21 protein-coding genes are annotated in these 18,850 nt (G+C 31.9%); 7 read left to right on the top strand and 14 right to left on the bottom strand.

Features of this window, described 5'->3' with window-relative positions; genetic code table 11:
• Positions 1–5: 5 nt before the first annotated feature.
• The 3 genes from Q0828_RS11705 to Q0828_RS11715 form a co-directional block, all read right to left on the bottom strand.
• Positions 6–857, bottom strand: coding sequence for an AraC family transcriptional regulator (locus tag Q0828_RS11705; RefSeq protein WP_298420806.1), 852 nt, complete (start codon positions 855–857; stop codon positions 6–8).
• Between the two features lie 21 nt (positions 858–878).
• Complete coding sequence (locus Q0828_RS11710; protein WP_298420808.1) at positions 879–1,256, bottom strand: hypothetical protein; 378 nt, start codon at positions 1,254–1,256, stop codon at positions 879–881.
• A 70-nt stretch (positions 1,257–1,326) separates the two neighbouring features.
• Positions 1,327–1,737: a helix-turn-helix transcriptional regulator gene (locus Q0828_RS11715; protein WP_298420810.1), complete on the bottom strand. Its 411-nt coding sequence runs from the start codon at positions 1,735–1,737 to the stop codon at positions 1,327–1,329.
• A 308-nt stretch (positions 1,738–2,045) separates the two neighbouring features.
• Here Q0828_RS11715 and Q0828_RS11720 point away from each other — a divergent pair, with 308 nt between their 5' ends.
• From Q0828_RS11720 to Q0828_RS11730, 3 genes are all read left to right on the top strand, one after another.
• Complete coding sequence (locus Q0828_RS11720; protein WP_298420812.1) at positions 2,046–3,185, top strand: M14 metallopeptidase family protein; 1,140 nt, start codon at positions 2,046–2,048, stop codon at positions 3,183–3,185.
• An 87-nt stretch (positions 3,186–3,272) separates the two neighbouring features.
• Positions 3,273–3,752 (top strand): winged helix-turn-helix transcriptional regulator, encoded by a 480-nt coding sequence (locus tag Q0828_RS11725; protein WP_007093644.1) that lies wholly within the window; start codon positions 3,273–3,275, stop codon positions 3,750–3,752.
• Positions 3,753–3,893: 141 nt separating this feature from the next.
• On the top strand, positions 3,894–6,482 hold the full coding sequence (locus Q0828_RS11730; protein ID WP_298420816.1) for a phosphoenolpyruvate carboxylase: 2,589 nt from the start codon (positions 3,894–3,896) through the stop codon (positions 6,480–6,482).
• Positions 6,483–6,620: 138 nt separating this feature from the next.
• On the opposite strand, the gene Q0828_RS11735 is transcribed toward Q0828_RS11730, so the two are convergent.
• The gene (locus Q0828_RS11735; RefSeq protein WP_298420817.1) at positions 6,621–7,484 is read right to left on the bottom strand and encodes a helix-turn-helix transcriptional regulator; all 864 of its coding nucleotides are present in this window, start codon (positions 7,482–7,484) and stop codon (positions 6,621–6,623) included.
• 95 nt (positions 7,485–7,579) lie between these two features.
• On the opposite strand from Q0828_RS11735, the gene Q0828_RS11740 reads away from it, so the two are divergent.
• Together Q0828_RS11740 and Q0828_RS11745 are read left to right on the top strand one after the other, a co-directional pair.
• Positions 7,580–7,933, top strand: coding sequence for a DUF983 domain-containing protein (locus Q0828_RS11740; RefSeq protein ID WP_298420819.1), 354 nt, complete (start codon positions 7,580–7,582; stop codon positions 7,931–7,933).
• A gap of 104 nt (positions 7,934–8,037) precedes the next feature.
• Positions 8,038–8,550 (top strand): DinB family protein, encoded by a 513-nt coding sequence (locus Q0828_RS11745; RefSeq protein ID WP_298420821.1) that lies wholly within the window; start codon positions 8,038–8,040, stop codon positions 8,548–8,550.
• Between the two features lie 6 nt (positions 8,551–8,556).
• Here the strand turns inward: Q0828_RS11745 and Q0828_RS11750 are convergent, their stop codons facing one another.
• Together Q0828_RS11750 and aroB are read right to left on the bottom strand one after the other, a co-directional pair.
• Positions 8,557–8,832 (bottom strand): hypothetical protein, encoded by a 276-nt coding sequence (locus tag Q0828_RS11750; RefSeq protein ID WP_298420823.1) that lies wholly within the window; start codon positions 8,830–8,832, stop codon positions 8,557–8,559.
• 134 nt (positions 8,833–8,966) lie between these two features.
• Entirely contained in the window at positions 8,967–10,034 is a 1,068-nt protein-coding gene (gene aroB, locus Q0828_RS11755; RefSeq protein ID WP_298420825.1) for a 3-dehydroquinate synthase, read from the bottom strand.
• Between the two features lie 97 nt (positions 10,035–10,131).
• Between aroB and Q0828_RS11760 the strand changes: the two genes are divergently transcribed.
• Positions 10,132–11,298: a proline dehydrogenase family protein gene (locus Q0828_RS11760; protein WP_298420827.1), complete on the top strand. Its 1,167-nt coding sequence runs from the start codon at positions 10,132–10,134 to the stop codon at positions 11,296–11,298.
• A gap of 84 nt (positions 11,299–11,382) precedes the next feature.
• Complete coding sequence (locus Q0828_RS11765; protein ID WP_298420829.1) at positions 11,383–14,226, top strand: pitrilysin family protein; 2,844 nt, start codon at positions 11,383–11,385, stop codon at positions 14,224–14,226.
• Between the two features lie 4 nt (positions 14,227–14,230).
• Here Q0828_RS11765 and Q0828_RS11770 read toward each other — a convergent pair whose 3' ends face one another.
• The 8 genes from Q0828_RS11770 to tsaE all read right to left on the bottom strand — a co-directional run bounded on the left by Q0828_RS11770 (position 14,231) and on the right by tsaE (position 18,814).
• Positions 14,231–14,617, bottom strand: a complete 387-nt coding sequence (locus Q0828_RS11770; protein WP_298420831.1) for a hypothetical protein — start codon at positions 14,615–14,617, stop codon at positions 14,231–14,233.
• 2 nt (positions 14,618–14,619) lie between these two features.
• Positions 14,620–15,819 carry an alanine dehydrogenase gene (locus tag Q0828_RS11775; RefSeq protein ID WP_298420834.1) on the bottom strand — a complete coding sequence of 400 codons (1,200 nt, stop codon included), beginning with the start codon at positions 15,817–15,819 and terminating at the stop codon, positions 14,620–14,622.
• Positions 15,820–15,876: 57 nt separating this feature from the next.
• On the bottom strand, positions 15,877–16,404 hold the full coding sequence (locus tag Q0828_RS11780) for a hypothetical protein (RefSeq protein ID WP_298420836.1): 528 nt from the start codon (positions 16,402–16,404) through the stop codon (positions 15,877–15,879).
• A 264-nt stretch (positions 16,405–16,668) separates the two neighbouring features.
• Positions 16,669–16,902: a hypothetical protein gene (locus Q0828_RS11785; RefSeq protein WP_298420837.1), complete on the bottom strand. Its 234-nt coding sequence runs from the start codon at positions 16,900–16,902 to the stop codon at positions 16,669–16,671.
• A gap of 253 nt (positions 16,903–17,155) precedes the next feature.
• On the bottom strand, positions 17,156–17,308 hold the full coding sequence (locus Q0828_RS11790; RefSeq protein ID WP_298420839.1) for a hypothetical protein: 153 nt from the start codon (positions 17,306–17,308) through the stop codon (positions 17,156–17,158).
• Positions 17,309–17,475: 167 nt separating this feature from the next.
• Positions 17,476–17,892, bottom strand: a complete 417-nt coding sequence (locus Q0828_RS11795) for a hypothetical protein (RefSeq protein WP_298420841.1) — start codon at positions 17,890–17,892, stop codon at positions 17,476–17,478.
• A gap of 100 nt (positions 17,893–17,992) precedes the next feature.
• Positions 17,993–18,154: a hypothetical protein gene (locus tag Q0828_RS11800; RefSeq protein WP_298420843.1), complete on the bottom strand. Its 162-nt coding sequence runs from the start codon at positions 18,152–18,154 to the stop codon at positions 17,993–17,995.
• Between the two features lie 216 nt (positions 18,155–18,370).
• Positions 18,371–18,814 (bottom strand): tRNA (adenosine(37)-N6)-threonylcarbamoyltransferase complex ATPase subunit type 1 TsaE, encoded by a 444-nt coding sequence (gene tsaE, locus Q0828_RS11805; RefSeq protein ID WP_298421990.1) that lies wholly within the window; start codon positions 18,812–18,814, stop codon positions 18,371–18,373.
• Between the last annotated feature and the right edge of the window lie 36 nt (positions 18,815–18,850).

An 18,850-nucleotide genomic window follows, 5' to 3' on the forward strand; every position in this document is an offset into this window, starting at 1 on the left:
GGATTTTATATTTTGCTCCTAAATTGAGTTGGAGAAAAACCAATATGCTTTTTAAAAACATTTGAAAAATATGATATATTATCAAAACCACAAGCGATAGCAATTTCTAAAATAGAATCGTTGGAATATTGAAGTTTATGTTTTGCTTTTCCCAAACGAATAGAAGTTAGGTAGTAAAGCGGAGTATATCCGTGAAGCTCTGTAAACAAGCGGTGTAAGTAATATTTGCTTATTCCAATGTCGCTGCTAATTTTATCGAGTGAAATATTCTCACTCATATGGTCATTTAAATATTCTTCTGCAGCAGTAATTAATTTAAATAATTGCTTCTTTGTGTTGTGTTTAACTATTTTGAGGGCAGTAAATTTAGTATCGATATCAACCTGTTCTTTTACAACGATTTCTGAAATTTGAATAAACAAACTTTCCATTAATTGCTCAAAATTAACTTTATCAAACCTATAAAGGTTTGCAGCCTTATGGAGTAAAGAACTTACTTCACTAGTTGATTTTTTATGAATCACTTCTAAAAACTCTAACTGTGAAGCATCATCAGCATGATAATTATAAATTTCATCAATCAAACTTTGTGATAAGAAGAAGGATAAGCCTTTTACGCCACTTTTGGCTTCCGTAGTAATAGTACTATTATTGTTTAAAATTAAATATTGATTTTTAGAAACTTCAATAGCTTGATTATTATAATGATACTGTTTTACACCTTCAATGACATATTTTAAAGTATAAGTAGATTTATAGGATACTGCAATATCACTAGTATGATGAGAGTATAACACTTTATTTTCTAATTGACTAGAAAATGTTGGAGTGGTTGTTATTTCTTCAATCTGTACCATAGGCAATAGCAAAATATAAATCTATTTAATTTTTGTAACGGTACCGCGTTTTTTAGTCTTTGGATCTTCCAACAATGAATATTCTAATAAATAAGTATTATCCTTTGTAGAAATAATTTTCATTTGAATTGGTTTGCTGTCTACAAAATCAATAGGATGTAACTTTCTTCCAACAAACTCACACTCATTTACCCAACGAATTGTAAATGTATCAATTTTACTATCATAATAATCAATGCTCAACGAATCTGTTCGGACAGATTTCCCTGTTTTAGTTTCTCCATTAATTTCATACGTAAATTCAAAAGTTCCTATTTGGAAATCTTTGCAGTTTCGTTCTACAGAATAGCAAGAACTCAAAAGTAGGGCAAGGCAAGTGACAAAAAAGAAGTTTTTCACCGATTGTAGTTTTAAAATGAATATCACTACAAAGAAACTAAAAATTTAAGTTGGCAAAAAAAGAATACAATTATTTTTGATATGCGTCAAAAGTTCCGTCGGTATAAAAAATAACAATCTTGTCAATTGTTTTTTCATTAGATGAAATTTTTGAAACTACATTTTCTGTCAAAGGCAATGATTGTTGTGCAACTTGCTTTTCAATTTTTGGTATCGAAATTGGAGGAGGAGTTGACTCAATTTTTTCTGAAGTGACTTTTGGAAAACTTCCTTTTCCATTCAACAACCAATACAATTCTACTTCAGGAAAAGCATTCAAAATCTTCATTACAAATTCCAAACTTGGCTTATTTCTTCCTGATAAAATATGTGAAATACTAGAGCGCTGTACACCTAACTTTTCAGAAAAAGCAGAGGCAGAAAGCCCATAATAATCAATGACTTTTTTCAATCTTTTAGAAAAATCAGTAGTGTTTATCATTGTAAACAAGAATTGATGTGTTAGTATGTTTACAAAAGTAAATAGTTTATGTTGTTTAAGCAAATAAACAATGTTAATTCAATATTAACGGTTAAATATTACTTTAAGTAAATTAGCTTAAGTGTCTGAAAGCAAAATAATTGTATTTTAACATGAGTACTTGTGTTTAATATAGTCATTTAGAATAGAAATACGTATGTTATAGACATGAATTGTGTTTACAAGAATAAACAGAGTTGTTACAATCTTATGTTTACAATTGTAAAATAAATAGTGTTTACATTTGTAACTTGTAATTCACAATAACTATGCAGCAACATCACAAAACTAATTGGCATCAAACCTATATTGAATCAACTTTACAAGGTCGATATATTACTCTTGATCATATTACTTCCCTATTGGATATACAGCCCAAAAAAGTCAATCTAAAACAAATAGGAGTTTCTGTTTTAAAACGTCCTATTCATTCATTAACGATCGGAACTGGAAAGAAAAAAATATTGATGTGGTCACAAATGCATGGAAACGAATCAACAACTACGAAAGCAGTTTTTGATGTATTAAACTACTTAAATGAATCTTCAAATGGTACAGAGGCAATTCTGAATAATTGTACACTTTGTATCATTCCAATGTTAAATCCTGATGGATCGGCAGCGTATACACGTGTAAATGCAAATGGAGTTGACTTAAATCGTGATGCGCAAACGCGTTCACAACCAGAAAGTGTGGTTTTAAGAAGAATATATGATGAGTTTCAACCTGATTATTGCTTTAATCTTCATGGGCAACGAACAATGTATAGTATAGGAAGCACCGATAAATCATCAATACTGTCATTTTTAACACCTTCTGAAGATAAAGAACGTTCTATTACTCCAAACCGTGAAAAAAGCATGGAAATCATCGTTAAAATGAATGAAATGCTGCAAAATCGAATTCCAAATCATGTTGGGCGTTATGATGATGGTTTTAATATTAATTGTGTAGGTGATACATTTCAATCATTCGGAACACCAACAGTTTTGTTTGAAGCAGGGCACTTCCCTAACGATTATAAACGTGAAAAGACACGTGAATTGATCTTTTATGCAATAATAGAAGCTATTCAGTACATTTCATTAAACAAAATAGAAGGAAGCGCTACAGCAGCGTATTTTGACATTCCTGAAAATGGTAAGCAGTATTATGATATCATTCTAAAAAACCTAAAAACCGATCAAAACGAAACTTTTGATGTCGGTGTAACGTATAAAGAAGTGTTGAAAAATGGTGAAATTGACTTTGAACCATATATTGAAGATAAAAAAATGTTAAAAAAATCATTCGGACACAAAATCATTGATTTTCAGAACACAAACACTCAGAGTACTATATTTCAATCGTTTTCGTTGGAAAGTGAGGTTAACGAATATTTAAGAATATTCAATAAAATTGACAATTAGTTAACATATCTTCTAGTGTTTTATGCATTATTATTCGAATTTTTTTGTTTTTTTTGCATTATCTTTAAAAAATAATATAAGATAATCATGGCAAAATTTAGGTTAGATGAAGTAGATCATCAGATATTGGACATGCTGATTGAGAATACTAGAATTCCATTTACGGACATCGCAAAAAAACTTTTAATCTCGGCAGGAACGGTTCACGTTCGTGTAAAGAAATTAGAAGAAGCAGGAATCATTAAAGGTTCTTCATTAACATTAGACTACCAAAAACTAGGATACTCGTTTATCGCATATGTTGGTATTTTCTTAGAGAAAACATCGCAAACAAAATTTGTGTTAAACAGAATTCACGAAATACCATACATTACAGTTGCGCACATTACAACAGGGAAATTTAATATTTTCTGTAAAGTACGTGCAAAAAACACGAAACACGCCAAAGATATCATCTTTATGATTGATGATATTGAAGGAGTTTCACGTACTGAAACGATGATTTCATTAGAGGAAAGTATTAACGATAAAAACCGTTTGATGCATTCAATCTTTAATGATTTATAAAGAGAAACGAAAATTATAGCATAAACCCTTGCATTTTTCGTGTGAGGGTTTTTTTATTAGTAAAGCTCAATATTGATGAAAATCAAGTTCTTAGAAATATTTCTTTTATTTATTAAAAATCACCAGTAAAACACAAAATTCATGTCTCGCAAGCCAAAATTAGAACGTTTCAAAGAAAATGTCTCTGCAAAATATCAAATCTACAATAGCATTTTTATGACATTGCCCTTTGATGGAATCTCAAATACAGGTGTTTTATTGCCTTTATTTAGTGAGATTTGTGAAAAAGGATATGCTTTAGATAAAAATCCGTCTGAAATTGTAAAAAAGTTTTTTGAACGTTATGTTGAAAAAGATAAAACAGAAGCGGAAAAGATTGATTTGCTATTTCGTTTTATTCAATATATTGAACGACAGGTGGTTTTGTTTGATGCAGTGGAAGATGCTTCATTTGCGATTGTAAACAACATGGATGGACGTGGAACTTTACGAAACATCAAAGAGGAAGCAGAGGAGAAGCATAAGTTAGAAGCGTTAAAAACGTATCTAAAACGCTTTAAAATCAGACCTGTGTTAACGGCGCATCCAACACAGTTTTATCCTGGGCAAGTGTTAGGAATTATTACTGATCTAGCGGAAGCTATAGAGAAAGATGATTTATTAGCGATTAAAAAATTATTAGCACAACTAGGGAAAACACCATTTTTCAAAAAAGAGAAACCAACACCGTATGATGAAGCAGTTAGTCTAATTTGGTATTTAGAGAACGTTTTTTACCATTCGGCAAGTAAAATATACAATTACATTCAACAAAATATATTTAAAGACGAAGAAATCGATAATCAAGTAATTGACTTAGGTTTTTGGCCAGGTGGCGATAGAGATGGAAATCCGTTTGTAACTACTGAAATTACGCTAAAAGTTGCGGAGCGTTTACGTAGTACTATTTTGCTAAACTATTATAGAGATATTCGTAAACTAAAACGTAGACTTACATTTGATGGTGTGGAAAAACGTTTAGCGCGTTTAGAGCGTATGCTGTATGATAATGTATACTTGAGAAAAGAAGAAGGAATGTTGTCGCTAACAGCGTTTGAAGAAGAATTAAAAGCTATAAAAGCAGTTATAGTAGAGAAGCACCAATCGTTGTTTTCAGCAGAAATAGAAGATTTAATCAATAAAGTAAAGCTATTTGGTTATCATTTTGCAATGTTAGACATTCGTCAAGATTCAAGAGTACACGCTGGTGTCTTTGAAAACATTGTAGATGTGATGAAATCGAAAGGAAATTCTTTGTTTTTAGAAGAATATGCAAAAGCAACTCCTGAAGAAAAAGTAGAAATGCTTACAAATATATCGGAAGTTATTCAGCCCGAATACTTTAATGAGGAAATTACACATTCTACAGTTTCGTCAATTTACGCAATGAAAACTATTCAAGAACGTAATGGTGAACGCGGCGCAAATCGTTATATCATAAGTAATAATCAATCGGCAGTTCATGTGATGGAAGCATTTACAATGTTGCGTCTGTGTAATTGGCAACAACCTGCTGTTGATGTATCTCCATTGTTTGAAACGGTTCCAGATTTGCAAGCAGCACAAGCTGTCATGCGAACTTTATATGAAAATGAAGCATATGCAGCGCATTTAAAGCGTAGAGGAATGAAACAGTACATTATGTTAGGTTTCTCTGATGGGACTAAAGATGGTGGTTATTTAATGGCAAACTGGAGTATTTTTAAAGCAAAAGAAGAACTTACAGCAATTTCTCGTGAATACGGAATCAAAGTCATATTCTTTGATGGTAGAGGAGGACCGCCAGCACGTGGAGGAGGAAAAACTCATCAATTCTATGCTTCTTTAGGGAATACAGTAGAAGACGAAGAAATTCAGCTTACCGTACAAGGGCAAACGATTAGTTCTAATTTTGGAACCTTGGAATCGTGTCAATATAACTTAGAGCAATTGTTGAGTTCAGGAATCTCAAATGAAATATTTTCAAGTGCTAAAGCAGAATTTTCTCAGGAAAGTAAAGAAACGATGGAAAAGTTAGCAACGGTAAGTTATGATACGTATGTAGCGTTTAAAAAACATCCAATGTTTTTGCCATATTTAGAGCGAATGAGTACGTTAAAATACTATGCAAAAACGAATATTGGAAGTCGTCCGTCAAAGCGTTCGAAATCTAAAGAGTTCAACTTCTCAGACTTACGTGCCATTCCTTTTGTGGGAAGTTGGAGTCAGTTGAAACAAAATGTTCCAGGTTTTTACGGAGTTGGAACCGCGTTAGAGCATATGGAGAAAAACGGAGAATTTGATCAGGTTGTAAATCTATACAAAAACTCAGCTTTTTTCAGAACATTGCTTGAAAATAGTATGATGAGCTTAACGAAGTCTTTCTTTAAGTTAACTGCGTATATGAAAGAAAACGAGGAATTTGGTGGATTTTGGACTATTATTTTTGAAGAATATGAGCGTACAAAACGCATGCTGTTAAAATTAACTGGTTATCAAGAATTAATGGAGAATCAGAAAGCTGGAAAAGCATCGATTCATGCGCGTGAAAAAATAGTATTACCATTATTAACGATTCAGCAATATGCATTACGTAAAATTCAAGAATTACAAAAAGATCCAAATGCTAACGAAGAAGAATTGAAAACCTTTGAAAAAATGGTTACACGTTCGCTATTCGGGAACATTAATGCGAGTCGTAATTCGGCTTAATTTAGCTGCGCTTATGCTTTTGATTATTATACTTGTCATTCCTGCCTGTACCTGTGCGGGAATGACAAAAGGAAACCACTAAAACATTCGTAAATTGGTGATGAAAAATAATCTTTAACAATTCAAAATATAACGTATCTAATGGTCTAGCTTCCTAAATTCTGAAGGCGTCTGATTCGTTTTTTGTTTAAACAATCGTGAAAAATAGGAGTAATCTTCAAATCCAAGACGATTTGCGATTTCGTTTATAGATAATTCAGGGGATAATAATAGTCGTTTTGCTTCTAAAATAATTCTATCTGTAATCACAATTGTTGCTGTTTTCTGTAAAGTTTCTTTGCAAATACGATTCAAATGTTTCAATGTGATGTTTAATTTAGAAGCGTAAAACGAAGGTTTTTTTTCATGTTTATAAAACTGTTCAAGTAATACTTCAAAGTTTTGTAAAACAGTGTGATATCGCTTGATTTGTAATTTGGTAGATGTTACATAGTGACGTGATAGTTCAATGTATATAACTTCAAGTAAACTCAAAATTGTGTGTTCTCGAAAGAGTTCTTTTGAATGAAATTCTTTTAATATCAATTCAAAAAATGTAGAAATGTGTTCAACTTGTGTTTTATGTAAATGTAATTCAGGTGTGTTGTAAGTTGAGAAATAAAACGGATAATCATTTACTTGTTTATGTCTGAAATGTACATTATAAAATTCTTTTGAATGAAATAAAATATATCCGTCAATATCTTCAGATAAATTCCAATGATGCATTTGCCCTGGTTGTAAGACAAACACACTTCCGGGTTTAATTTCAAATGTGTTGAAATCAACAACATGTGTTCCGTTGCCTTTTGTGAATACAACTAACAAATGAAAATCATGTCTATGTGGTTTTTCAATAAATGGATGTGTGCGTAAATGTTCTTGAAATAGATTACAATACAAGTGTTTGCTTGAATCTTCATCTTTAAATTGTGAAATGTTATAAACAGGAAGTAATTGCATGTTGCTGTTAAATGTCTTTTTTGTGCTATAAAAAGCGAAAATACAAACTTTATTTCAATTGCTTGATTTTTAACTTTGTATAAAATATAGAAAACATGGGAAATGCAATAGGGAATATCTGTCGAGGAACTTGTCCTAGCTGTAGTAAAGGGAAAATTTTTGAAAAAAACGGATTGCTGTATAAAATGCGAATGCCCAAAATGCATGAAAACTGTGCAGTTTGCGGATATAAATTTGAAAAAGAACCGGGATACTTCTACGGAGCTATGTATGTTAGTTATATGCTAACGGTTGGTCAGGCTGTTGGTTTGTACATGATTCTCGCGTACATATTTAAATTTGACGATAATTTTCAAATTTTCTTGCTAATTGCAGCTACAATGATTGGATTGTCGTTTTTTAACATGCGTATTTCCAGAACAATTTGGATTCACTTGTTTAAAAACTAAATATCTTACGACTAATCTGTCATTAATAATTTTTCAAGATGCTGAAATAATAGTATTTTTAGCATTCAAAAAATAAAAACTACAGTCGTAAATCTTAAATAGTCATGATATTATTTCCAGAAACATCTGAATACAATCCATATTACGCACAATACATTCAATATTTAGAAGGGCAAAACGTATTAGAATCTTTAGAGAAAGGTTTAATAGAAGTCAATGATTTAATGACTTCTTTGACAGAGGAAAAGTTGCAAAGTGCTTATGCTGAAGGAAAATGGACGATAAAAGAAGTGTTGCAGCATATTATGGATACAGAACGTATTTTTTGTAATAGAGCGTTACGCTTTGCGCGAAATGACAAAACGGAATTACCAGGATTTGAACAAGATGATTATGTTCCTTTTTCTGGAGCAAATGAGCGTAATAGTATGGAAATGCTGCGAGAATACAATGCAATTCGTCAGGCTACCATTTCGTTGTTTCAAGGTTTCTCGGACGAAATGTTAGCAAGAGTAGGAGTTGCAAGTGGAAACGATATGTCTGTTAGGGCTATTGCACACGTAGTTACGGGACATGAGCATCATCACATGAACGTTATTAAAGAGCGTTATTTGTAATAAAACTCACTCTTCTGAAAAATCTTCAACATTATCAGGAACGATTTCTTCTAAATCATTAGATTCGGTAGAAATGTTAGCCATTGTGTAGTGTAATTTGCTACTAACTTTTACTAAATAAATGGTATCTGTTGTTTTTACTTCAACGGCTTCAATAGTGTTGTTATGGTGATCGTCAAATATAACAATATCACGATCTCTATAGCCGCCAGGATAGCGTTCTTGTAAAAGTTGAAGAATTTCAGGTGTCACTTTTTTATAGTCTATGATTGCTTTTCTCATAGGAATAATTGTTTAAAATTAATACTACGGTCATAGGTAAATAGTGGGAATCTTTTACTAATTAGATTATACTAAAAGTACAACTATTTTTTTTGAAAAGAAAAAATAAATATCATCTTAACGTCTTTTTAAGGTTAAGAGTTATAAAAGTTAAAAGCGTCAATAATTGTAGCGTTTGGTACAATTCTATCTAAAACGGGTGTTCCTATATCGTTTAATAATACAAAATTGATATTTCCGTGTGAATTCTTTTTGTCATACTTCATGAGGTCTATAATAGACTCGTAATCAGAATCATCAAAATGAACTTTTCCGTACATATCTAAAATTACCTTTTTAATATTAGTTAATTTCTCTATTGGAAATTGCTCTTGTTTATTTGAAATATAACAAGCTAAAATCATTCCGATAGCAATAGCTTCACCGTGTAAAAGCGCTTCTTTTGCATCGTGTGTTAACAAATACGATTCAATAGCGTGCCCAAGTGTGTGTCCAAAATTTAAAATTTTACGAAGCCCTTTTTCGGTTGGATCTTCTGTTACGACCTTATTCTTAATTTGAACAGATTCATAAATTAAAATATCTAAATCTTCAATAGTAAAGTTTGAAAGATTGATCATTTTTTGCCAATATGCTTCATCGTAAATCAAGCCATGTTTCAACATTTCAGCTAAACCACTACGCATTTGATTGGCAGGAAGTGTATTTAAAAAGGCTGTGTCAATCAAAACCATTTCAGGGATGTTAATCACACCTATTTGATTTTTAAGTGTTCCTAAATCAACACCTGTTTTACCTCCAACAGAAGCGTCAACCATTGCTAATAAAGAGGTTGGTACGTTTATATATGAAATTCCACGTTTAAAAGTAGAAGCTACAAATCCTCCAAGATCTGTAACAACGCCACCACCAACATTAATCATTAAACTTTTTCGATCAGCATTTAGTTCGGAAAGAACATTCCAAACACCTGTGCAAGTTTCAATGTTCTTATGAATTTCTCCTGCTTCAATTTGAATCACCTCTATAGGAGTTTCTGTAGCTAAAACAGCTAAGAAATTTGGTAAGCAATATTCATGCGTATGTACATCAACCAAGATGAAAATCTTAGAATAATTGCTATCTTGTAAGTGTTCGTGGAGTTTCGTGTAACAATTTGAATTGAAATGAACGAAATAATTCGCTGCCTGAATGGAATTCATAAACTATAAAAAACTTTAGATGGTGACAAAATAAAGCCTTTTTTAAACAAAAAAATAATAATTCAATAACTATATTTGTGATAGTAATCAATTATAAATGGACCAAATTTTCAATAATACAGAGAATGCTTTTGCACTAAAAACAGATTCTCAACTCGAAAGAGCTTATTTTTTATTCAAACTTATCGCAAATCAGCCACTTGTTCGTATCGGAACTGCGGTTACAAATTTTGCAATTAAAGCACATTTGCCAGTAGAAAGTCTTATCAGAGCTACTGTTTTTGATCATTTTTGTGGAGGAACTACAGAAGAAGAATGTATTCCTGTAGTAGATAAAATGTTTGAAAAAGGTGTGTCTAGTGTACTCGATTACTCTGTTGAAGGAAAAGAAGAGGAAGCGCAGTTTGATGCAACACTAGAAAAAATCTTAAAAATTTTAAACTTTGTAAAAGAAAAACAAGCGATTCCATTTGCCGTTTTTAAACCAACAGGGTTCGGACGAATTTCATTATACCAAAAAGTCGGAGAAGGGAAAGGGTTAACTCCAGACGAAGAGGAAGAATGGAAAAGAGTTGTTGAGCGTTTTGATGTGGTTTGTAAAAAAGCACATGAAATGGATGTCGCTTTATTAATTGATGGAGAAGAAAGTTGGATGCAAGATGCAGCCGACGATGTAGTTGCGGATATGATGCGAAAATATAATAAAGAGAAACCGATTGTGTACAATACATTGCAAATGTACCGTTGGGATCGTTTAGAATATTTAAAGCAATTACATATTGATGCAAAAGCGCAGGGATTTCATATAGGGATGAAATTAGTGCGTGGCGCGTATATGGAAAAAGAAAATACAAGAGCAGAAGAACTAGGATATAAATCCCCCATATGTATATCCAAACAAGCAACAGATGAAAACTTTGATGCTGGTGTGTCTTATATGTTAGATCATTTAGATTGTATGGCAATTTTTGCGGGAACGCACAATGAAGAAAGTTCGTATAAAGTGGCAGAAATTATGAAAACCAAGCAAGTTGAAAATAACGATTCACGTGTTTGGTTTGGTCAATTATATGGAATGAGTGATCATATTAGTTTTAATTTAGCGGCTGAAGGGTATAATGTTGCTAAATACCTACCATTTGGTCCTGTTAGAGATGTTATGCCATATTTAATTAGAAGAGCAGAAGAAAACACTTCTGTTGCGGGTCAAACATCAAGAGAATTAAGCTTGTTAAAGCAAGAAAAGAAAAGAAGGAAATTGTAGCTACACTTTCCTTTTTTTTATATTGAATTCATTTAAATGAGTTCATAGCCAAACCTATAACCAATACCAACAAATTACCAACCTATGAAAACCAACCTATCTACGTTAACACTTCTTGTGTTGTCCATCATTTTGATGTGCTCTTGCAAAAGTGAAAAACCTACTGAAACAGATGATGAAACTAGTTTTTCGTTAGATTATGAAAAGTTTACTTTAGAAAATGGTCTTGAAGTTGTACTTCATGAAGATCATTCGGATCCTATAGTTGCAGTAGCTACTTTGATGCATGTTGGTTCTAATAGAGAAAAGCCTGGAAAGACAGGATTTGCGCACTTTTTTGAGCATATGGCATTTAATGATTCTGAAAATGTCCCAAGAGGTTCTAATAGAAAAATAATTCCACAATGGGGAGGCACGCGAAATGGTGCAACTTGGACAGATGGAACTATATATTATGAAGTTGTGCCTAAAGATGCTTTTGAAAAAATTCTTTGGATTGATTCTGATCGATTAGGATACATGATCAATACAGTAACGACAGAAGCTTTGGAGCGTGAAAAGCAGGTTGTGAAAAATGAAAAGCGTCAGAGAAATGATAATGTTGCCTATGGTTTTACTTCTGAAGTGATTAAATCAAATTTATATCCTAAAAATCATCCGTATAATTGGGAGGTAATTGGTTCTTTGCCAGATTTGCAGGCGGCAACTTTAGAGGATGTAAAGGAATTTTACAATGAATTTTATGGGCCAAATAATGCAACATTAGTGATTGCAGGAGATATTGATATTGAAAAAACGAAGAAGTTGGTTCAAAAATGGTTTGGAGAAATTAAAAGAGGGAAAAATGTTGAGAAGATGAAGCCAATGCCGGTGACTTTGTTGGAAACTAAATCGTTGTACTTTGAAGATAACTTTGCAAAACTACCAGAAATCCGTATGGTATTTCCAACTGTTGAGTTGTATCATGAAGATCAATATGCGCTAGATGTTTTGGGAGAAGTACTTAGTGGAAGTAAAAAATCTCCATTATATAAGGAAATTGTTACCTCTAAAAAATTAGCGCCAAACGCAGATGCGTCGAATTCTAGTAGTGAATTGTCAGGAGAATTTGTATTCAGAGTCAGAGGGAATGCAAATGTTGATTTAAATAAAGTAAAAGTAGCTATTGATAAAGCGCTTGTTGATTTTGAGCAAAATTTTGATGAGGCACAATTAAAAAGAATAAAAGCAAAACTAGAAGTTGCTTTATATCAAGAGAATCAATCTTTGACAGATAAAGCATTTTTATTAGCAAATGGAAATGTATATGCTGACGATCCTGCACGTAAATTGAAAGATATAAAATATACAAATACGGTTACAAAACAAGATGTAATTAGGGTTTACAATACGTATATAAAAGATAAAAACTATGTAATGACTTCTTTTGTTCCGAAAGGACAAGCGAATTTAGCGATGAAAGGAGCTGTCAAAGCAGAAGTTTATCAAGAAGAAATTGTGCAAGGAAAAGTAAATGAAGAAGTTAGGCAAGGTGAAGAAGCGATTTATAAAAAAACAGTGACAAAGCATGATCGTTCTGAGCCACCTTTTGGTGAATTGCCATTGTTTAAATCGCCAAAAATTTGGACAAGTAAACTTGCAAATGGAATCAAGGTATTTGGAATTGAAAATAATGAAGTTCCATTGGTTTCTTTTGATATTACAATTGATGGAGGGCATTATTTAGATCCAAAAGATAAAGCTGGACTGGCAAATCTGCTGAGTCGTATGCTGATGGAGGGAACAGAGTTTAAAACACCTTCGGAACTTGAAGAAGCAATAGAGATGTTGGGTGCGAGTATCCGTGTGCGAAGTGGGGATGAAGGAATGTATGTTTCTGGAAGTTGTTTGGCAAAGAATTTTGATAAAACTGTTAAATTAATTGAAGAAATAGTATTGCATCCAAGATGGGATGAAGTTGAATTTTCAAGGTTAAAAACATCTTTATTAACCACTTTGAAAGGAAGAGAGGCAAATCCTAGAACAATTGCATATCAGTCGTTTAGGAAATTAATCTATGGTAATGATCATATTTTGGGAATTCCAAGTTTAGGGACAATACAAACGGTTAAAAATATTTCTTTAGATGATTTAAAGGAATATTACGCTAGCAATATTTCTGCAAGTTTAGTAGCTATTCATGTGGCTGGCGCAATTGATAAAGCAAAAGTTGGTCAGTCGCTTACGAGTCTTGGTAATAATTGGAAAACAAAAGAAGTTTCGTTTCCAACATATGAATTGCCAGAACAAAAGCATGCTGGAAAATTATTCTTCATAGACTTTCCAGGGGCAAAACAATCCGCTATTTATACGGGTAAATTGGCGCTTTCTGAAGCTGATTCCATGTATAATAATTTATTTTATGCGAATCAAATTCTCGGAGGTGGTTCAAGTGGACGTTTATTTCAAACTTTAAGAATAGAAAAAGGATATACATATGGAGCATATTCGTTTTTACAACGCTTAGAAGAAAAAGCACCTATAGTTGTTCAGACAAGTGTTCGAACAAATGCCACATTGCCTTCGTTGAAAATTATTGAAGATTTAATAGGGAGTTATGCTACTAATTTTTCGGAAAAAGAAGTTGAGATTACTAAAAATAAAGTTTTAAAAAGTAGTGCAAAAGACTTTGAAGAATTAAACGATAAAATTGGAATTCTTAGGCAAATTAGTAAATATGGAAGGTCTTTTAATTATTTAGAAGAAAACCAAAAAGAATTAGTTGATATGAAATTATCTGATTTCCATGATATTATAAATGAGCATATTGATGAGTCGGAAATGTTTTATTTAGTTGTAGGAGATAAAGAAACACAGCTTGAAGAAATCAATAAGTTTGGAAAAGGGGAAGCAATTGAGTTAGATATTTATGGAAACTTAAAAAAATAGTTTTTTAATTGATCATTTTTATTTTTTGAATTCGTGCAGTACTATCGCAATTTAATATGGTAAGTTCTATTTCTTTATTGCGTAGCATTCCTTCAACAATGTATAGTTTGCAGCTGTCAACCTTAGTTTTGCTTCTAGAGAAATCAACATCTCCATGTTTTAGAATATTTGAAATTTCGGCGGTATCGATTTCTTTATTGTCAATTAGTTGTCTTATTTCTGGAGAGAAATGACGTTCTTTCATTCGTATGTTTTTCAGCGTACGTGCATTAGGAAGATAGTCAAATTCACATTTTACACCGCGTCCACGAATTAAAAAAGCGAAAATTACTAAACCAATAGCGACACCACCTAAATAAAATCCTACTCGTCTTAAAAGACTGCTATTCATTACTAAAAAATTAGAAAATTAATATCTGTATATGGGAGATTAAACCAATCTGCAACAGATTTATTTGTTAAAACTCCGTGGTAAAAGTACAAACCATTTTTTAATCCTTTGTCAAAACGAAGAGAATTTTCTAGACCACCATCTTCGGCAATTTTTAATAAGTATGGTGTGAATATGTTACTAATTGATACTGAGGCTGTTCTGGAGTATCTGGCAGGGATGTTTGGAACGCAATAATGAATTACACCGTGCTTTTCAAAAGTAGGATGATCGTGTGTTGTAATTTCGCTTGTTTCAATACATCCGCCCATATCAATGCTTACATCAATAATAACAGCACCTTTTTTCATATGCTCAACCATTGTTTCTGTTACTAAAATAGGCGATCTATTTTTTCCGCGAACTGCTCCAATTAAAACATCACAACGTTTTAATGCTTTTAATAAATTTTTTGGTTGAATGGTAGAAGTATAAATTGGTCTTCCCAAATTCGTTTGAATACAGCGTAATTTTGTAATTGAATTGTCAAAAACTTTAATATTTGCGCCCAATCCTAAAGCTGAGCGGGAAGCAAATTCTCCAACAGTTCCTGCGCCAACAATTACAACTTCGGCAGGTGGAACACCGCTAATATTTCCTAGCATTAATCCATTACCATTGTTGACGTTTGCCATTAATTCGGAAGCAATTAAAACAGAGGCAGTTCCTGCGATTTCACTTAATGATCGTACAGCTGGATACGTTCCATCTTCATCTCTAATATATTCAAAAGCTAATGCTGTAACACGTTTGCTTGCTAGTGTTTCAAAATATTTTTTGGAACGAATCTTAATCTGTAATGCAGAAATTAAAATCGTTTGTGGATTCAATAATTCTAATTCAGCCAACGTTGGTGGTTCAACTTTTAAAATAATAGGGCAGGAGAATACTTTTCGAGTATCATTTGTGATTTCTCCTCCAGCTTCTGTATAGTCTTTATCTGAAAAATTAGCTCCTTTTCCAGCACAGCTTTCAATTAGCACGCGATGTCCATGCGCAACCAATGCAGCTACGGCGTCAGGTGTGAGACAGACACGTTTCTCTTGATACGAAGTTTCTTTTGGAATTCCAATGAATAATTCTTGCTTATGCTTTAGAATTTCAAGTGTTTCCTCCTGTGGGAGTAATTGTTGTTTGGTAAATGGTGATAAAGATTCTGCCATGAAGCATACAATTGATTTAGAATATGAAGTTACAAATAAAAATGAAGTAAAAAAACACTATTTGTTAGCTTCAAGCATTTCTTTTTCTTTTCGTTCGTATTCGGCGAGCTCGGCATCCATTTTGGCTAGATCAATTCCGTAAACATATTTATCGAAAAGTTTAATGCGAATAAAATATACAATAGGAATGATGATCATCATTACAGGAATAATATAGTATATTTCAGTTTCATCAAAATCAAGCTCTTGTTTGATGACGCTAATAATTTGAAAAGTATACATCGCTATTGGAATTAAAATAACATGATACCACCAATCCCTGGAGGTGAAAAACCAAAATATTAAAAATAATAATGGTATAGCTTTTTGCATAAAAAGCCATCCATATATACGAACATTTTCTTGATAATTACTCTCTATAGTAAATAAGGAAGTCTCCCAAGTTTTTGTTTCTGGGAGACTTTCGTATAAATAAAATATATAAGGTGATATAGCTACAATAATAGCTAGGATACTACCCGTGAGTAGGGATTTTGATTTTTCTCCCGTCAACTGTTTGTTCTGTTTCGTATGGGTTGTCTTCATCAGCAATACTGTCTGGGTTACAAGATACAAATAATATTGTAGATGCGGCTGCTAAAATGTAAAGGTAGAATTTAGTTTTCATGTGATAATTAGGTTTATTTAGTTTAACGATGGGTCAAACTTATTGAATAACCAACTAATTATCAGAAAAATAGGTATATATATTTTCTACGTACTTTTGTCAGTTTTGGGTAGAACAAACAAAAGTCGTAGAATTTTAAGTTTTTTGTATTTTTCCGTAAGTATTTTCGCGAATATACAGATTTATTTTAGTTCATTTATATTTTGAGCTTCTTTTTCTTTACGATCATATTCATCTAACTCTGCTTCTATTTTCTTTAAATCTATTCCTAGAACTAATTTATCAAATAATTTAACTCTTATTAGGTAAACAAAAGGTATAATAACCATCATAATGGGTATAAGCCAGGTTATTTCAAATTCATCTATGTAGCTAGATTCGTTATTTAGAACGTTAAATAGCTGAAAAGCATACATGGCTATAGGAATTAATATGACATGATACCACCAATGTTTGCATGTAAGAAACCATAAGGTTAATAGCAAAAGAGGTATTGATCTTCCTAAAATAGACCAAACATAAATATTAACATCTTGATAGTATTCAGTTTGTATAGTAAAAAAGTACCCTTTCCATATTGTTTCTCGAGGTAACCCTTTGTATAAATAAAAAATGTAAGGAGATATGGCTATTAATATAGCAACAATACTACCTACAATTAAATTTTTATTAATCTTGGTTTCGGTGATCGAGTTTGTCTTTTCTAACTCCTTCTTCTGTTTGGTATGGGTTGTCTTCATCAGCAATGCTATCTGGATTACAAGATACAAATAAAATTGTTGATACGGCTGCTAATAAGTAAAGGTAGAATTTAGTTTTCATCTTAAATGATTTAGATTATTTAGTTTAACGATGGGTCAAACTTATTGAATAACCAACAGTTACCTTTAAAAAAAGCATAATATATTTTCTACGTATTTTTGCTAGTTTTATCTAATTTTAACAAAATACGTAGAAAATAGTATATTTATTTTATTTCAATGAACTTTTTACTTTTGGGACTCTAACTCTTTTTCTTTACGTTCATATGCTGCTAATTCTGCATCGATCTTTTTTAAATCTATTCCATGTACCAATTTATCCATCAATTTTATTCTAATTAAATACACAAAAGGTATTACGACCATCATTATTGGTATCAACCAATAAATTTCTACAATATCTAATATGCTAGCTTTGTTATTTAATGCTGTATAGAATTGAAACCCATACATAAACATTGGTATTAAAATAACATGATACCACCATTTTTTACATGTGAAAAACCAAATAATCATTAAGATTAATGGAATTAACTTATTCATGTATACCCAAAAGGCAGTTCTTAAATCTAGATAATTAGTATCTTTAATTGTAAACCACGATGTTTCCCATGTTTGTGTATTCTCTGGAGCATACTCGTACAATTGAAACAGGTAAGGAGTTAAAGCTATTATTAAAGCAAAAATTGTATTTGTTATGATAGTTGATCTAACAATAGATTTTTGCTTTGCTTTAGAGTCCTTCTTAATTATTGTTTGTTGATCCTGGGATTCTAATTTTACTTTTGTCGACTCCTTCTTCTGTTTGATATGGGTTGTCTTCGTCTGCAATGCTATCTGGGTTACAAGACACAAATGTTACTGATGCTAATACGACTGCTGCGAATACATAATTTCTTAATTTCATTTTGTTTTAGGTTTTAGTTTTACGATGATGCAAACTTATCCATTTAAACAAGTGATTTTTAGGAAATTACCATATTTTATTTTCTCCGTATTTTTATCAATTTTTCTCTTTTTACGTATCTATAAGAATTTTCATTCAATATAGTGTAAAAGTCAGTTATTTGTCAGTCTTTTAGGTTTATTTTGTGGTTATGGTTGTTGTTTTTCGCTAAAGTGCTTAATTTTTTAGACGAATAGAGCGTAATTGCTCATTGATTTTCTCAATATGTATTTCAGTGATCTCATCTGGCAATAGATTTTCAATGTTTTCAGGCCATTCTATGAAACACCAAGCATCACTATATAAGTAATCTTCAATCCCAATATCATAGGCTTCAACTTCATCTTCTATTCGATAACAATCAAAGTGATATAGAATATCTTTTGCTGTACGATATTCATTCACAATTGAAAATGTTGGACTGTTAGTGAGTTCATTTACACCTAATTGCTTTGCCAAAACTTTTATAAGTGTTGTTTTTCCAACACCCATTTCTCCATGAAAAGCAATAATTTTATGTTTTGATTGCGCTAAAATAGCTGTAGCTACTTCGTCAATTTGTGATAGATTATATTCTTTTTGCACAAGTATTTCATTTTTGAGGCTTTCCCCAAATTTAATAAAATTTCTCTAATTGCCTATAAAATCACTTAGTGA

It is taken from the genome of uncultured Kordia sp. (assembly GCF_947496985.1).
Taxonomy (GTDB): Bacteria; Bacteroidota; Bacteroidia; order Flavobacteriales; family Flavobacteriaceae; genus Kordia.

What these genes read in the sequence shown, in the direction of transcription:
- Q0828_RS11730 (WP_298420816.1), top strand. Translation starts at nt 3,894, where the DNA reads ATGTCTCGCAAGCCAAAATTAGAACGTTTCAAAGAAAATGTCTCTGCA.
- Q0828_RS11760 (WP_298420827.1), top strand. Translation starts at nt 10,132, where the DNA reads ATGGACCAAATTTTCAATAATACAGAGAATGCTTTTGCACTAAAAACA.
- Q0828_RS11740 (WP_298420819.1), top strand. Translation starts at nt 7,580, where the DNA reads ATGGGAAATGCAATAGGGAATATCTGTCGAGGAACTTGTCCTAGCTGT.
- Q0828_RS11780 (WP_298420836.1), bottom strand. Translation starts at nt 16,404, where the DNA reads ATGAAGACAACCCATACGAAACAGAACAAACAGTTGACGGGAGAAAAA.
- Q0828_RS11725 (WP_007093644.1), top strand. Translation starts at nt 3,273, where the DNA reads ATGGCAAAATTTAGGTTAGATGAAGTAGATCATCAGATATTGGACATG.
- Q0828_RS11790 (WP_298420839.1), bottom strand. Translation starts at nt 17,308, where the DNA reads ATGAAAACTAAATTCTACCTTTACTTATTAGCAGCCGTATCAACAATT.
- Q0828_RS11745 (WP_298420821.1), top strand. Translation starts at nt 8,038, where the DNA reads ATGATATTATTTCCAGAAACATCTGAATACAATCCATATTACGCACAA.
- Q0828_RS11720 (WP_298420812.1), top strand. Translation starts at nt 2,046, where the DNA reads ATGCAGCAACATCACAAAACTAATTGGCATCAAACCTATATTGAATCA.
- Q0828_RS11750 (WP_298420823.1), bottom strand. Translation starts at nt 8,832, where the DNA reads ATGAGAAAAGCAATCATAGACTATAAAAAAGTGACACCTGAAATTCTT.
- Q0828_RS11775 (WP_298420834.1), bottom strand. Translation starts at nt 15,819, where the DNA reads ATGGCAGAATCTTTATCACCATTTACCAAACAACAATTACTCCCACAG.
- Q0828_RS11770 (WP_298420831.1), bottom strand. Translation starts at nt 14,617, where the DNA reads ATGAATAGCAGTCTTTTAAGACGAGTAGGATTTTATTTAGGTGGTGTC.
- Q0828_RS11715 (WP_298420810.1), bottom strand. Translation starts at nt 1,737, where the DNA reads ATGATAAACACTACTGATTTTTCTAAAAGATTGAAAAAAGTCATTGAT.
- Q0828_RS11800 (WP_298420843.1), bottom strand. Translation starts at nt 18,154, where the DNA reads ATGAAATTAAGAAATTATGTATTCGCAGCAGTCGTATTAGCATCAGTA.
- Q0828_RS11765 (WP_298420829.1), top strand. Translation starts at nt 11,383, where the DNA reads ATGAAAACCAACCTATCTACGTTAACACTTCTTGTGTTGTCCATCATT.
- Q0828_RS11735 (WP_298420817.1), bottom strand. Translation starts at nt 7,484, where the DNA reads ATGCAATTACTTCCTGTTTATAACATTTCACAATTTAAAGATGAAGAT.
- aroB (WP_298420825.1), bottom strand. Translation starts at nt 10,034, where the DNA reads ATGAATTCCATTCAGGCAGCGAATTATTTCGTTCATTTCAATTCAAAT.
- Q0828_RS11785 (WP_298420837.1), bottom strand. Translation starts at nt 16,902, where the DNA reads ATGTATGCTTTTCAGCTATTTAACGTTCTAAATAACGAATCTAGCTAC.
- Q0828_RS11705 (WP_298420806.1), bottom strand. Translation starts at nt 857, where the DNA reads ATGGTACAGATTGAAGAAATAACAACCACTCCAACATTTTCTAGTCAA.